Raw genomic sequence first — 14,287 nt, 5'->3', positions numbered from 1 at the left:
GTCGCCTTTCTCCCGAACTCCCGGTCCCTGCCAGCCTCTTGCCAGGCACCGGTGTGGCGCGGGGCGGGTCTGCCGATCGTTGGCTGTCGAGTCCGGAATTCCCGGTCCCTGTCGGCCTCTTGCGACGAGCCGGTGTGGCGCGGGGCGGGTCTGCCGGTCTCGGTCGCCTTTCTCCCGAACTCCCGGTCCCTGCCAGCCTCTTGCCAGGCACCGGTGTGGCGCGGGGCGGGTCTGCCGATTGTGGACCGCCACCTCCCGATTCCCCGTCCCTGTCGGCCCCTCGCGGGTGTCGCCGAACCGCTTTACCACCTGCTCACCGTTATGGGACCCTCGGATCCCTTGGGGGCGGGAGCGGGGATGCAGCAGAGGGTCGCTGAGGTCGGGGCTCTGGTGCGGAGTCTGAGGCTGGCGGTGGGGCTGCCGGCCGCGGCGCGGGCCGCGTATCGGTCGCTTCCCGTGCTCACACGGACGTATGAACAGGTCGTCGCGCCGCTCGTCGCCGAGAGCCTGACCGATCCGCTCGAACGCGCCCGTGTCGACGGCTCGTTGCGGGTCATGAGCGTGAAGTTCGGGCTGGCCATGCTGAGTTACGCCCGGCTGACCGGGCACCGGCTGCAACCGGACGTGGCCGTCCTCGCGGGCGCCGTCACCCGCCTCTACGACGACCTCATCGACGGGGACGGCGACGGCGACCCGGCCGCCGACGGCCGCCTCGGCGAGCTCATGGGCAACCGCGCCTTCGTCCCCGGCACCCCGGCGGAACTGCTGCTCGGGCGGCTGGTGTACGGGATCGAGCGGAACCTCGCGCACCCGCCCGACGCGTCCGTGTTCATGGCGCTGGCCTCACTGCACGAGTACCAGGTCCTCTCCCGCCGCCAGCGCGAACCGGGCGTCCCCCTCGACGTCCTGGAGAAGATCACCCGCGGCAAGGGCGCCGCCGCCCACCTGATCCTGTGCGGTCTGGTCAAGCCCCGTCTTGAGCCGGCCGAGCGGGAACTGGTCATGGACCTCGGCGAGATCCTCCAGTCGCTCGACGACTACATGGACGTCGAGTTCGACCGGGGCAACGGCGTCACCACCCTCGTGTCGTGCGGCGCGCTCACCCTGCCGGGCATCACCCGGCGCTTACGGACCGCGCGGCCCCGGCTTGCGGCCCTCCACGGCGGCCGGGCCGCCCGGCCCTACTGCGGGATGCTGTACTTCCTGCTGCTCCAGGCGTGGGTGAGCCGCAGGCTGCCGGTGTTCGGGCGGCTGGCCCGGCGGCCCGCCCGCCGTTCGGCCGTCCTGGCGTTCCTGTCCCGCGGGGAGGACGCCCTGCCGGCGGCCGTGACGGAGGGCTCGTCATGAACCGCGACCGGCACACCGTCGTCGTCCATGCCCTGCTGGCCCTCGTCGTAGTGGCCACCGTCGCGGTGGTGGGGCTCGGGCTGCGGGACGGGGGCATGAAGCCCATCGAGCTGTGGTTCGCCTTCGTCGCCGTCGTGCTGCCCGTCTCCGGTCTCGCCCTCGACGCGCTGCGCAGCCGCCGCAGGCCGGACGTCACCGTCGAGGAGGCCGCGTCCGCGCTGGCCCAGAAGGTGACCAGGCACTGGCAGAAGGAGAGCCGGTACCGCGGGCTGTACGAGGAGCGCCGGATGGCCGTGCGCTGGCGGCGCGAGCCCGGCTCCGAGCGGGCCTCCCAGCTGTCCGCCGAACTCGGCGACGAGGGTGTGCTCGACGAGCTGACCGGCGCCTTCGTCCGGCACGCACGCACCGGGCATCTGTCCCGGCTGGTGGTGACGGGCGAGCCCGGCGCCGGAAAGACCGCCCTGTGCGTCCTGCTCACCCTGGAGCCCACCCAGCCCGGTGCCGTGGTCCCGGTCCTCTTCCCGCTCTCCTCCTGGGACCGGAAACGTTCGCTGACCGACTGGATGAGGGACGAACTCGCCCTCAACTACCCGGCTGTCGGCGAGCGGACGAGGGACCGGAAGCTCGCCGAGGAGCTCCTCGCGCACCATGTGCTGCCCGTCCTCGACGGCCTGGACGAGGCGTCCGACCGGGCCGCCGCCCTCTACGCCATCCAGGAGGAACTGGCCGGCCACTCCTTCGTGCTGACCTGCCGCATCGCCGAGTTCGCCGGCCTGGAGCCCGGACGCGTACTGCGCGACGCCCTCGTCGTACGCCTTCAGCCGCTGCGCGCCGAGGAGGCGGGCGAGGTGCTGGAACGGGCCGGCGGGGAGCCCATGGGACCGGTGCTCGCCACGCTCGACGCGTACCCGGACGGTCCGGTGGCGCGGGCCCTGGAGACGCCGTTCATGCTGTCCCTGGCGGTGGAGCTCGGCGGGGTGCTGCCCGAGGAGCTGCGGACCGCCGACGACCCCGGGGCCGAGGAGCGGATCAAGCGGTATCTGCTGGGCAGCTTCGTCACCCAGGCCTACCGGAGCACCGTCGACAAACCCGAGGTCCCCTTCCCGCTCGACGAGGCCTGGCCCGCCCTGTCCTACCTGGCCCGGCAGGCCGAACCCGGCACCCACCGCTTCGCCTGGTGGCATCTGCACCGCTCGGTGCCGCGCGGACTGTTCCTCACCGTGGCACTGGCCAATGCCGCCCTCGCCTGCTCGGCCGCCGCCGTCGTGCTCTTCGCCCTCTTCGAACGCCCCTGGCTGGGCCTGTGGATCGGCCTCGGCGCCGCGGTGATCGGCGCGCTCGTGGTGGAACTGGTCCCGCAGGACGACCCGCGCCGCGCCAAACCCCGGCTGCGTTCGGTACGGCCGCCCAGCCGCCACGCCCTGCAACGCGTCCTGGGGTTCGGGGTGATCGGCGGCGCGGCCTGCGCGGTGATCGTCGCCTTCCTGTACGAGCGTCCCGTGCACGTCGTCGTCGGCGGGCTGCTCAGCGGCCTCACCTTCGCCGCCGCCCGCTACTTCAGCGAGCCCAGCGACCCCCTGGAGGCGGTGACCCCGGTCAGCCTGCTGCGCTCCGACCGCACCACCGTCCGGTACGCCTGGCTCACCGGCGCCGTCCCGGGCGCGCTGACCGGCGCCTACCTCGGCGCGGCGCTCAAGGAGGGCCGCAGAACCCCGCAGCTGGACGACGTCACCCTGATCGACGAACTGCCCAGCGCCGTCGAGGCGTTGCTGGGAGCGGGCTGCGGCGCGCTGCTCAGCTCCGTCGGGCTCGGGATGATGGCGCTCGGGTCCAGTGCCTGGGGGCGGTTCATTCCGTCCCGTGCCTGGCTGGCGCTGCGCGGAAACACCCCGCGCCGGCTCATCGGGTTCGCCGAGGACGCCCGCGACCGCGGGGTGCTGCGACAGGTCAACGGCTACTACGAGTTCCGGCACTCACTGCTGCACCGTCACCTCGCCGACACCGGCGGCCCCGACGCGCCCTCCCGGTCCCCGGCACCGGCCGCCGACACCAGGACCGGTCCGGCCAGCTCCCAGTAGGCCCGCCGCGCCGGGCGCCGCCCGGCCTCCGGCAGCGGCAGATACCGCGCCCGCGGGAACCGCACCCGGGCCTGCGCCCCGTCCGGCCGCACCGTCAGCAGCTCCAGCTCGGCCAGCTCCCGGCGCACCTCGGCGACGGCCAGCACCTGCTCGTGCCCACTCGTCGCACAGACGAACTCCAGGGTGGCCCGCGCATGCGTGCCCGACGCCCGCTCCCTGGCCCGCCGGTCCAGCAGCCGCCCCACCTGGTCGCCGCTGGTCAGGTCGTAGACCCGGGACAGGCCCGGCGTCGCGTCGTAGCGGACGGAACAGCGCAGTACCGGGAACTCGTGGCCGCGCAGGGCGGCGGTCCGCTCGGCCAGCCAGCGTGGTTCGTACCGGTGCTGAAGGCGCTCGAAGACCACCAGCAACACCGCTCTGGCCAGCACCAGCAGCCCGAGAAGGACCGCACAGCCCAGTGCCGCCGTACGCACGTCCGGCACCAGCACTCCGAGCAGTGTCACAGCGGGCGGCAGCACCGCCCACCCCACCGTGACCCGCTGCGCCCGGGCGAACTCCGGCCCGCTCAGACCGGTGGCCCGGCGTCGCAGCAGGTGGGGAAGCCTGCGCAACGGCACGAGTGCGACGGGCACTTCGGGCCGCAGCAGTCCGGGTTCGTAGCTCATGGCCGCACCCGCCTGCCCTCCGTCGACGCCTTGAGTCGATACGTACCCGGTGACGCTACCGGCACGCCGGGCGGGCATCCCACGGCCCCGCCGAAATAGCCGGGAATCCCTCACGGCGGGGGGAGCAAGGGGCCCAGGGGGCCCAGGTCGAGGTTGAGGTCCTCCAGGGTGAGGCCGTAGCGGTCGCACAGCTCGGCCATCCGGTCGTGCAGGAGCATCAGCGTCAGACCCAGCCGCTCCTCCTGCTCCTCGGTCAGATCGCCCTGGTCGACCCGGTGCAGGGCCTGCCGCTCCATCAGCTGGCGCAGCAGTTCGACCAGGGTGAGGACCAGCCGGACCAGGTCCCTCTCCACGGTGTCCGGGTCGGCGTGCAGCCGTCGCGCCGCGGACTGTCCTGCGGGCGGCGATGTGATGTCCTCCGGCCGGGCCGGCAGCAGCGAGAACGCGCGGCTCGCGGCCTCGGCCACCTCCCTCAGCCGGTCGGCGGGCGGCCGGTCAGCCGGGCTCGTCACCGTCGCCGCCGCGTTCAAGGGCCGCCGGCGGCGACAGCACCGGCGCCCACTGCTGCGCCACCTGCTCGCGGACGCCGAGCACCACCGCACGCAGGGAGATCCGTACCAGGTCGATGTCGGCGATCGACAGCACCACGTCCCCGGTGATCACCACCCCGCCGCTCAGCAGCCGGTCGAGCAGGTCGATCAGCGCCACCTGCCGCCCGCTGATCGGCCGGTCGTCGTCGGGGAGCGCGCGGTAGCCGCTCATGGCGGCCCGGATCCCTCCGGCAGGACCGCGAAGGAGTACGGCGCCCAGGGGCCGGTGACCTCCACCCGTACGCCGGGCAGATCGTCGGCGGCGTGCTCCATCCGCTCGCGGAACTCCTCGCCCAGCCCGCGCGGGACGAGATAGGCGTCGTTGGCCACGTTGTCCCCGGGCCCCTCGGCCAGCTCACCCTGTTGCGGACGGTGCCGGGCGCGGTCCACCGCCAGCGCGCGTGCCTCCTCCTCCGTCCGCCGTACCGCCGTCTCGGCGGCCCGCCAGACCTCCTCGCGGCTGCGGTACTGCTGTCTGCGCCGGCGCAGGTAGGCGCGTCCCGAGTCCGGCTCGTCCCGCGTCGCCGAGGGTGCGGTGAGGCCGGCCCCGGCCTCGGCGTACACCTTCACACCCCATTCCACGTGCCCTTCCAGCCGGTCCAGCAACGCACCGAAGAGCTCCTGCCGTTGGCTCAGCATCTCCGCGACCCGGGCGTCGTCGCGGTACACGGTGGCCAGCCGCAGGGGGAGGACGGTGTCCCGCGCGGCCAGGGCGTCCACGACGAAGTGGTGCGCCCGGGCCGTTGTCTCCAGCCAGTCCAGGTCCTCCAGGCGCTTCCCCAACGCCGTCTCCGAGAACTCCTCGCCGGGCACCGCGCTGACCGCCGCGGCCACCGCGCCCGAGCGGACCAGCGTCACCGGCGCGCCGTACACCCCACGGATCTCGTCCGGCGCCGCAGCCGGGGCGCGGACGACCGCGTAGACGTAACTCAGCTGCCCGCTCACGGCTCGCGGTCCCCGTCCTCGGTGTCCCTGGGCCTGCGCCGCGCCCGCTTCGGCTCGTGCTCCGTCTCACGGGAGCGGCGGGCGGTGCCCGAGGAGCGCGGGGGAAGCTCGGCCGGGGACTCCTCGGCGCGCCGGCGCAGCTCCTTCACCTCGGCACGCAGCTTTCGGTTCTGCTCCTCCAGGCTGCTCCGGTCGTTCGCGCGCGAGGACAGGGCGGGATCGTGCTCCCACCAGTCGATACCGATCTCCTTGGCCTTGTCCACGGAGGCCACGAGCAGGCGGAGCTTGATCGTGAGCAGTTCGATGTCGAGCAGGTTGATCCGGATGTCGCCGACGATGACGATGCCCTTGTCGAGCACGCGCTCAAGGATGTCGGCCAGGTTCGACCCGGTCTGCTGCTGGCCGTACGGGGACAGGGACCGGGACGACGGCAGGCCGGCGGAGCGCGGCTCGGGCTCGGTCACGATGTCCTCGGACCGTCGTCGCCGTCCCGGTCCTCGTCCTCGTACTCGTCCTCCTCGTCCCAGTCGTCCTCGTCCGCCTCCTCTTCCCGGTCCTTCTCGTCCCCGGGCGGCTCGTCGTCCTCGTCGTAACGCTCCTCGGGCTCGTCCTCCTCGTCGTACTCCTCGCTCTCCTCGCTCTCCTCGGCTTCCTCCGCATCCTCGTGCGAGCGCACCACCTCGGCGTCATGGATCTCCCCGCGCCAGCCTCCGGTGGCCTCCCCGCGCATCGTCACGAACGTGCGGTAGAGCTTCAGATCGAGCCGTGCCCGCCGGCCCTGCGCCCGCACCAGGCTTCCGATCTTCTCGACCGGCCCCTTGGGGAAGTACCGCAGCACGAGCAGCACCTTGGTGAGGTTCTCGCCGAGCGGGTGGAAGGTGACGACGCCCTTGGTGGTCGCCTTCTTGCCCTCGGACGTCCAGGCGATCCGCTCGTCGGGCACCTGCTCGGTGATGGTGCCCTGCCAGCGACGGCTCGCCTTGGCCACCTTGACGTGCCAGTCCGTGGTGGTGTCGTCCTTCTGCTGCACGTCCACGACACCCTTGGCGAACCGTCCGAACTCCTGGAACTGCGTCCACTGGTCGTAGGCCTCGCGCAGCGGGACGCCCACGTCGATGTCCTCGATGATGGTCAGGCCCTTGCCCGCCGCGTCCGGGGCCTTGTCCCCCGCCGACTTCCCCTCGCGCTTCAGCCCGTGCTGTCCGACGTCCTTGGCCTTGTCGACCACGACGTCCTTCGCGTGCGCGGCGGTGTCCTTGGCGTGCGAGGCGGTCGAGGTCAGGGTCTGTCCCGCCGGCAGGTGGCCGCGGACCTGCCGGGCGGCCGCCGACGTCAGCGCGCGCGGACCGACTTGGGCCTCGCCCAGCTTTCGCGCGCCCTTGCCGAGCCGGTCACCCATGTTCTCCAGCACCACCTGGAGCCGGGCCTCGATGTAGTTCTCCAGCTCCTGCTTCAGCCGGTCCGTGCCCTGCGGCTGCCGTGCCTTGCCCCGTCCCGCGGCCTTGCGCTCAGCCATCGTCCCGCCCCTTCGCTCGTGAGGTGCCGCTCCGCGAGCGACTCCGCGTGGACGACGTCTTCTTGGCGGCCTGGCCCGACGTCTTGCGCCGTGTCTTCGCGCGATGCTTCTCCTCCTCGTCCTCGTCCGCTTCGTCCGTCTCCTCGGCCTCCTCGGGCTCCTCGCTCTCGGCGGTCCCCTCCTCGTCCTCCTCGTCTTCCTCGTCCGCCTCCTGCGCCTTCTCCCGCAGCCCGGTGGTGCGCGCGTGCAGGGCGTCGGCCAGGCTGTCGGCCTTCGCCGTCAGCACGGAGCTGGCCGCCGCCTTCCCCGCGCCGGTCAGTTCGGTCCGCACCTGCTTGGTGAGGGTGTTGACGAACGGGGACTGCTGGAGCGTCTTGCCAAGCTGAGCGGGGTTGACCCGCGACCCGGCCAGCATCGCGCCGAGGCCGATGGCGAGCTTGGCCTTCTTCGTCCGGCCCAGCACATAACCACCAAGGAGGGCCGCGCCGATCTTGGCGTTGTTCATGACCTGTCTTCTTTCCTCGCCCATGTGCCGCCGCCCGCGGGCCGATGCGTCACGGTCCGGCCGCCCCGGCCTGCCGCAGCTGGTAGGCCGTGATCTCCTCCAGGCGGTGCAGCAAGGCCTCCTCCTGTTCCGCGAACTCCTCCTCGTCGACCTCGCCCTGGTCCCGCGCCCGCTCCAGGTTCACGAGCGCCTCCTGCACCGGAGCGGGGTCGTAGTACTCGTCCTCGGCGGCCCGGACCACCTTGTCGAGTACCCAGCCGACGCCCCGCGCGGGGGCGAACGGCAGCAGAAGAATTTCGCTGACCAGTCCCACGACGCCTCCTCGCGGCTCACACGAAGCTGTACGGCGGCAGCGGCCCGCGCACCCGGAGCTCCACGCCCTCGCCGTAGCGCTCGGCCAGCTCGCGGACGGCCCTGGTGAACTCCTCGGAGCGGTCGTCGTCGACCAGGAAGGACGCGCTGACGAAGTACTGCTGGGACGACGGCGCGACCTGCTCGGCACTGGCGACCGGCCGCACCGCGGCCAGGACCTCCTCGGCCATCGCGCCCTGCCGGCGCTGCACCTCCTGGGCGACCAGCTCACCGAGGGCGAGGCGGTCCTCGTACGTCCCCTCGCCCGAGCGCGTCAACTCGTTGAGCCGCCGTGCCTGCGCGTTGTCCTGGAGCACCGCGCGCAGCACGGCGGCCTCGTCCTGGACGCCCTTGACGTTGAACTCCGAGCGCCCCGTGAACTCGTCGAGACGCTGAGTGAACTCCTCCGCCCGCTGCTCCAGCAGGGCGCTCACCGAGTCCTCGTCCGGGGCCACGAAACCGAAGCCCATCGGCAGGATGGGGCCCTTGTTCCAGAGCCCCTCCACCACCCCGAAGTGCGCCTGGAGGTCGTCGCGGGAGACGGAGACGTCCTCGGGGGCCTCGCTGACGACGGCGCACAGGGAGCCACCGCGTACCGGGTGCGGCTCAGCAGACCCGCCCACGCCCTCGAGGCCCTTCAGATCGAGCGGATGTGACTCCTTGGCGATCGCGTACACATACACGGACATCGCGCGCTCACTCCTCCCGGTCCCGCGAGGACTCCCGTTCCTTCGAGGAACGGCGGCTCGAGCCGCGCTCGGCGTGCTCGTGCTCCTTGTCGCGCCCCTTGGTGAGCGATTCGCTGACGGCCTCGACCGCGCCCGTCAGCGCCCCCTTGCTCTTGCCCCGGGCCCCGCTCTCCTGGGTGCCCTCGACGATGTCCTGGAGCTGGGCCGGAGCCTTGCGGCCCGCCTCCAGATCCAGCCGGTTGCACGCCTCGGCGAAGCGCAGATAGGTGTCGACGCTGGCGACGACGACTCTCGCGTCCACCTTCACGAGCTCGATGCCCACGAGGGACACCCGCACGAACGCGTCGATGACCAGGCCCCGGTCAAGGACGAGTTCCAGCACGTCATAGAGGTTGCCGCCACCGCCCCCGGGGCCGGCGACGCCCCCGCTGTTGCCCTGCGGCACTACAGTCACGGTGTGTTCCCTTCCAGCGAAGGGGAACCGGTCTAACGGCCGTCCGTCCTGTCGATCTGCGCGCGTGTGTAGCGGCGCCCGCGTTCGTACGCCAGCAGCTTTCCCGCCGGGTCCAGCACCACCTGGTAGCTGGCCATCACACTGGTCGTCTCGGGGACGCGTTCCAACTCCACGACCTCGACGTCGGCTTCCCAGCCCTGATCGGTCGGCTTCAGCGACGAGACAGACTCCGGAGCCCTGCCCAACAACTCGCTGAGCTGCTCGATCGCGCTGCGCATCGCCTTCGAGGCGGACACCCGCTCCTCGGTGGACGCCTGCTGGGATGAAGGACGAGCCTTCTTCGGCTCACGCTCGCTCGTGGTCATTCACCTTCTCGGTCTCCTTCCCATCATCGACCCATGACCACGGCCCCGCGAGTTCAGAGAAAAGTATCCGGAAGCCGTGCAACCCTTCCCGGGGGTCGTGGGTCGTACTTGGTGTCAGAACTTCTTGGAGGGGGATCTGGGGGGATCGCGGGGGGTTCTGGCACGGAGGGGGACAGCGCGAGGGGGCCCGGTCGACGGACCGGGCCCCCTCGAAGCGTGTCCGGGCCATCCCCGGCTCGCTTCACTGGGCCCCCACTTCCGCCGCCGTCGGGAAGGACGCCTGCGCCCCCTCCTTGGCCACCGCCGCCGCGCCCACCCGGGCCCGGACGGCGTTGTCCACGGCGATGATGCCCGCCGCTGCGGCGAACGGGTGAGAGGTCGCGCCCCGCGCCCGAGGGGACCAGGATGGACATCAGGGACGCCCCAGGGAGAGTGAGAGCCATGACAGCGGTGACCAGGGATGACGCACCGATCGCCCTGGAGGGCGGCGGAGTGGAGCTGCGCATCGAGCCGATCGGTGGCGGCATGTCCGTCGGCTACGTCCGTCTGCCCGAGGGCACGGACATGGGCCCCGCACTGAAGGGCCTGCCCGGCGACGCGTGCCAGTGCCCGCACTGGGGCTTCCTGCTGAAGGGCCGGCTACGGATGACCACCCCGGACGCCGAGGAGGTCTACGAGGAGGGCCAGGCCTACTACTGGGGCCCCGGACATGTCCCGGTCGCCCTGGAGGACTGCGAGTTCGTGGAGTTCTCCCCGACCGAGGAGTTCCGGAAGGTCATCGACCATGTGAAGGCACAGGCCGGTTGAGCTGTCAGTGCCGGGCGGTAGCGTCGGATCATGTCCAGTCCGGCGGTGGTAGAAGGCGTCCTCGCGCGGATCCCATGGTTTGACAACTCGGTGATCGGGCTGGAGGGCGAGAGCTGCTCCCGCTGTCAGACACGGCCGGTACCGTCGGATCATGTCCAGGCAAGAGGCAGAAGCGGACCGCCGATCGGCGACCTTGGAAGGCGTCCTCGAACGCATCACGTACGCCAATGAGGAGAACGGCTACACGGTCGCCCGGGTCGACACCGGCCGCGGCGGCGGCGATCTCCTCACGGTCGTCGGCGCGCTGCTCGGCGCCCAGGTGGGGGAGTCCCTGCGGATGGAGGGCCGCTGGGGCAGCCATCCCCAGTACGGCAAGCAGTTCACCGTGGACAACTACACCACCGTCCTGCCGGCCACCGTCCAGGGCATCCGCCGCTATCTGGGCTCAGGCCTGGTCAAGGGCATCGGCCCGGTCTTCGCCGACCGCATCACCCAGCACTTCGGCCTGGACACCCTGAGGATCATCGAGGAGGAGCCCAAGCGGCTCATCGAGGTCCCCGGGCTCGGCCCCAAGCGCACGAAGAGGATCGCCGACGCCTGGGAGGAACAGAAGGCGATCAAGGAGGTCATGCTCTTCCTCCAGACCGTCGAGGTCTCCACCTCCATCGCGGTGCGCATCTACAAGAAGTACGGCGACGCCTCGATCTCCGTGGTGAAGAACCAGCCCTACCGGCTCGCCGCCGACGTCTGGGGCATCGGCTTCCTCACCGCCGACAAGATCGCCCAGTCCGTCGGCATCCCGCACGACAGCCCGGAGCGGGTCAAGGCGGGCCTGCAGTACGCCCTGTCGCAGTCGAGCGACCAGGGGCACTGCTATCTCCCCGAGGAGCGGCTGATCGCCGACGCGGTGAAGCTGCTGCAGGTCGACACCGGTCTCGTCATCGAGTGCCTCGCCGAACTGGCCGCACCGCCGGAGGAGGGCGCGGACCCCGGTGTCGTACGGGAGAAGGTGCCAGGCCCGGACGGCGGCGCCCCCGTCACCGCCGTCTACCTCGTCCCCTTCCACCGCGCCGAACTCTCCCTCTCCGCCCAGCTGCTGCGCCTGCTGCGCACCGACGGGGACCGCATGCCCGGCTTCCGGGACGTGGCCTGGGACAAGGCGCTGGCCTGGCTCGCATCGCGCACGGGGACCGAGCTCGCGCCCGAGCAGCAGGCCGCCGTCAAGCTGGCGCTGACGAAGAAGGTCGCCGTGCTGACCGGCGGCCCGGGCTGCGGCAAGTCGTTCACCGTCCGGTCGGTCGTCGAGCTGGCCCGCGCCAAGAAGGCGAAGGTCGTCCTCGCCGCCCCCACAGGGCGTGCCGCCAAGCGCCTGGCCGAGCTCACCGGCGCCGAGGCCTCCACCGTCCACCGTCTGCTGGAGCTGAAGCCCGGCGGGGACGCGGCCTACGACCGGGACCGCCCGCTGGACGCCGACCTGGTGGTGGTCGACGAGGCCTCCATGCTGGACCTGCTGCTCGCCAACAAGCTGGTCAAGGCCGTCCCTCCGGGCGCCCATCTGCTGTTCGTCGGGGACGTCGACCAGCTGCCCAGCGTCGGGGCGGGCGAGGTCCTCAGGGACCTGTTGGCCGAGGGCGGCCCGGTCCCCGCCGTCCGCCTCACCCGGGTCTTCCGCCAGGCCCAGCAGTCCGGGGTCGTCACCAACGCGCACCGGATCAACTCCGGGCAGCACCCGGTCACCGACGGCATGAAGGACTTCTTCCTCTTCGTCGAGGACGACACCGAGGAGGCCGGGCGGCTCACCGTGGATGTGGCGGCCCGCCGTATTCCGGCCAAATTCGGCCTCGACCCGCGCCGGGACGTCCAGGTGCTCGCGCCCATGCACCGGGGACCCGCCGGCGCCGGCGCTCTCAACGGCCTGCTCCAGCAGGCCATCACCCCCGGCCGCCCCGATCTGCCGGAGAAGCGGCTCGGCGGCCGGGTCTTCCGGGTCGGCGACAAGGTCACCCAGATTCGCAACAATTACGACAAGGGGGCGAACGGAGTCTTCAACGGCACCGTGGGTGTGGTCACCTCGCTCGACCCGGTCGACCAGCGCCTGACGGTGCGGACGGACGAGGACGAGGAGGTGCCGTACGAGTTCGACGAACTGGACGAGCTGGCGCACGCGTACGCCGTGACCATCCACCGCTCCCAGGGCAGCGAGTACCCGGCGGTGGTGATCCCGGTCACCACGGGCGCGTGGATGATGCTTCAGCGGAATCTGCTGTACACGGCCGTCACCCGGGCCAAGAAACTGGTCGTCCTCGTCGGTTCGCGCAAGGCGATCGGCCAGGCGGTGCGCACGGTTTCGGCCGGACGGCGCTGTACGGCGCTGGACTTCAGGCTTTCACCACGGGCGCTGGAGGGGTGAGTGCCAGGCTCTCGGCACGGTGTGGGGAGGAGTGAGCGAAATTTGATCGATCAAACGAGTCGTAAAGGTCACACAGCCCTTCCGGATGCCGGTGCCGAGGGGCAGGATGAGCAAGTTGGCGGCACTGAGTGCCGCCAATAAGCCCAATGGTCGACCCCGAGTGCACTCTCATGCGCCAAATGGGGGATGGTAGAGACAGTCAGGGCAACCTCGAAGAAGAGGCACAACGTCGGTGAGGGAAGACGTGAGCGACAACTCTGTAGTACTGCGGTACGGCGACGGCGAGTACACCTACCCGGTGATCGACAGCACCGTCGGCGACAAGGGCTTCGACATCGGCAAGCTCCGCGCCCAGACCGGTCTGGTGACCCTGGACAGCGGCTACGGCAACACCGCCGCCTATAAATCCGCCATCACCTACCTCGACGGCGAGCAGGGCATCCTCCGGTACCGCGGCTACCCGATCGAGCAGCTGGCCGAGCGCTCCACGTTCCTGGAGGTCGCCTACCTGCTGATCAACGGTGAGCTGCCCACCGTCGACGAGCTGAGCACGTTCAAGAACGACATCACGCAGCACACCCTGCTGCACGAGGACGTCAAGAACTTCTACAAGGGCTTCCCGCGCGACGCCCACCCGATGGCGATGCTGTCGTCGGTGGTCTCCGCGCTGTCGACCTTCTACCAGGACAGCCACAACCCGTTCGACGAGAAGCAGCGCAACCTCTCCACCATTCGCCTGCTCGCGAAGCTGCCGACCATCGCGGCCTACGCGTACAAGAAGTCGATCGGCCACCCGTTCGTCTACCCGCGCAACGACCTCGGCTACGTCGAGAACTTCCTGCGCATGACCTTCTCGGTGCCGGCGCAGGAGTTCGAGCTCGACCCGGTCGTGGTCTCGGCCCTGGACAAGCTGCTCATCCTGCACGCGGACCACGAGCAGAACTGTTCGACGTCCACGGTCCGTCTGGTCGGCTCCTCGCAGGCGAACATGTTCGCCTCGATCTCCGCGGGCATCTCCGCCCTGTGGGGTCCGCTGCACGGCGGCGCCAACCAGTCCGTCCTGGAGATGCTGGAGGGCATCCAGGCCAACGGCGGCGATGTCGACTCCTTCATCCGCAAGGTGAAGAACAAGGAGGACGGCGTCCGCCTGATGGGCTTCGGCCACCGGGTGTACAAGTCCTTCGACCCGCGCGCCAAGATCATCAAGGCGGCGGCGCACGATGTCCTCTCGGCGCTCGGCAAGTCCGACGAGCTGCTGGACATCGCCCTGAAGCTGGAGGAGCACGCGCTCTCCGACGACTACTTCGTCTCGCGCAACCTCTATCCGAACGTCGACTTCTACACCGGCCTGATCTACCGGGCCATGGGCTTCCCGACCGAGATGTTCACGGTCCTGTTCGCCCTCGGCCGCCTCCCGGGCTGGATCGCCCAGTGGCACGAAATGATCAAGGAGCCGGGCTCCCGCATCGGCCGCCCGCGCCAGATCTACACCGGCGTGGTGGAGCGGGACTTCGTCCCGGTCGAGGAGCGCTGACACCTGCCGGTGGGGGTGCCGCTTTCGGGTG

General features: G+C 71.0%; 16 protein-coding genes. 5 read left to right on the top strand and 11 right to left on the bottom strand.

Translation table 11 applies throughout. The features are described from left to right. Positions 1–357 precede the first annotated feature (357 nt). Together RMT89_RS38495 and RMT89_RS38490 are read left to right on the top strand one after the other, a co-directional pair. Positions 358–1,347, top strand: a complete 990-nt coding sequence (locus tag RMT89_RS38495) for a hypothetical protein (RefSeq protein ID WP_315888421.1) — start codon at positions 358–360, stop codon at positions 1,345–1,347. After that, the gene (locus RMT89_RS38490) at positions 1,344–3,425 is read left to right on the top strand and encodes a hypothetical protein (protein WP_315888420.1); all 2,082 of its coding nucleotides are present in this window, start codon (positions 1,344–1,346) and stop codon (positions 3,423–3,425) included. Before RMT89_RS38495 ends, RMT89_RS38490 begins: the two co-directional genes overlap by 4 nt. Here RMT89_RS38490 and RMT89_RS38485 read toward each other — a convergent pair. The 11 genes from RMT89_RS38485 to RMT89_RS38435 all read right to left on the bottom strand — a co-directional run bounded on the left by RMT89_RS38485 (position 3,335) and on the right by RMT89_RS38435 (position 9,505). Further along, positions 3,335–4,090 carry a hypothetical protein gene (locus RMT89_RS38485; RefSeq protein WP_315888419.1) on the bottom strand — a complete coding sequence of 252 codons (756 nt, stop codon included), beginning with the start codon at positions 4,088–4,090 and terminating at the stop codon, positions 3,335–3,337. The two genes, RMT89_RS38490 and RMT89_RS38485, sit on opposite strands and share 91 nt — an antisense overlap. Positions 4,091–4,200: 110 nt before the next feature. Next, positions 4,201–4,602: a gas vesicle protein K gene (locus RMT89_RS38480; protein WP_315888418.1), complete on the bottom strand. Its 402-nt coding sequence runs from the start codon at positions 4,600–4,602 to the stop codon at positions 4,201–4,203. Further along, positions 4,586–4,852, bottom strand: coding sequence for a gas vesicle protein (locus tag RMT89_RS38475; RefSeq protein ID WP_315888417.1), 267 nt, complete (start codon positions 4,850–4,852; stop codon positions 4,586–4,588). Before RMT89_RS38475 ends, RMT89_RS38480 begins: the two co-directional genes overlap by 17 nt. After that, positions 4,849–5,625, bottom strand: a complete 777-nt coding sequence (locus RMT89_RS38470; RefSeq protein ID WP_315888416.1) for a GvpL/GvpF family gas vesicle protein — start codon at positions 5,623–5,625, stop codon at positions 4,849–4,851. Before RMT89_RS38470 ends, RMT89_RS38475 begins: the two co-directional genes overlap by 4 nt. After that, entirely contained in the window at positions 5,622–6,089 is a 468-nt protein-coding gene (locus RMT89_RS38465) for a gas vesicle protein (protein ID WP_315888415.1), read from the bottom strand. Before RMT89_RS38465 ends, RMT89_RS38470 begins: the two co-directional genes overlap by 4 nt. Next, the gene (locus tag RMT89_RS38460; RefSeq protein WP_315888414.1) at positions 6,086–7,141 is read right to left on the bottom strand and encodes an SRPBCC family protein; all 1,056 of its coding nucleotides are present in this window, start codon (positions 7,139–7,141) and stop codon (positions 6,086–6,088) included. The genes RMT89_RS38465 and RMT89_RS38460 overlap by 4 nt, the downstream gene beginning before the upstream one ends. After that, positions 7,134–7,646, bottom strand: coding sequence for a hypothetical protein (locus tag RMT89_RS38455; RefSeq protein WP_315888413.1), 513 nt, complete (start codon positions 7,644–7,646; stop codon positions 7,134–7,136). The genes RMT89_RS38460 and RMT89_RS38455 overlap by 8 nt, the downstream gene beginning before the upstream one ends. Before the next feature lie 49 nt (positions 7,647–7,695). Further along, entirely contained in the window at positions 7,696–7,959 is a 264-nt protein-coding gene (locus RMT89_RS38450) for a gas vesicle protein GvpG (RefSeq protein ID WP_315888412.1), read from the bottom strand. Positions 7,960–7,975: 16 nt separating this feature from the next. Continuing rightward, complete coding sequence (locus RMT89_RS38445; protein ID WP_315888411.1) at positions 7,976–8,686, bottom strand: GvpL/GvpF family gas vesicle protein; 711 nt, start codon at positions 8,684–8,686, stop codon at positions 7,976–7,978. A 7-nt stretch (positions 8,687–8,693) separates the two neighbouring features. Then, complete coding sequence (gene gvpJ / locus RMT89_RS38440; RefSeq protein ID WP_315888410.1) at positions 8,694–9,140, bottom strand: gas vesicle protein GvpJ; 447 nt, start codon at positions 9,138–9,140, stop codon at positions 8,694–8,696. A 32-nt stretch (positions 9,141–9,172) separates the two neighbouring features. Further along, positions 9,173–9,505: a gas vesicle protein gene (locus RMT89_RS38435; protein ID WP_315888409.1), complete on the bottom strand. Its 333-nt coding sequence runs from the start codon at positions 9,503–9,505 to the stop codon at positions 9,173–9,175. Between the two features lie 441 nt (positions 9,506–9,946). Between RMT89_RS38435 and RMT89_RS38430 the strand changes: the two genes are divergently transcribed. From RMT89_RS38430 to RMT89_RS38420, 3 genes are all read left to right on the top strand, one after another. Beyond that, complete coding sequence (locus RMT89_RS38430; RefSeq protein WP_315888408.1) at positions 9,947–10,312, top strand: hypothetical protein; 366 nt, start codon at positions 9,947–9,949, stop codon at positions 10,310–10,312. Positions 10,313–10,463: 151 nt separating this feature from the next. Beyond that, positions 10,464–12,722 carry an ATP-dependent RecD-like DNA helicase gene (locus RMT89_RS38425; protein WP_315888407.1) on the top strand — a complete coding sequence of 753 codons (2,259 nt, stop codon included), beginning with the start codon at positions 10,464–10,466 and terminating at the stop codon, positions 12,720–12,722. Positions 12,723–12,966: 244 nt separating this feature from the next. Further along, positions 12,967–14,256: a citrate synthase gene (locus tag RMT89_RS38420; protein ID WP_315888406.1), complete on the top strand. Its 1,290-nt coding sequence runs from the start codon at positions 12,967–12,969 to the stop codon at positions 14,254–14,256. The last annotated feature ends 31 nt before the right edge of the window (positions 14,257–14,287 follow it).

This window comes from Streptomyces sp. P17 (genome assembly GCF_032436805.1).
In the GTDB taxonomy this organism is placed as follows: Bacteria; Actinomycetota; Actinomycetes; order Streptomycetales; family Streptomycetaceae; genus Streptomyces.
The sequence above is the reverse complement of the archived record's forward strand: the minus strand, read 5'-3'. Positions and strand labels throughout refer to the sequence as shown.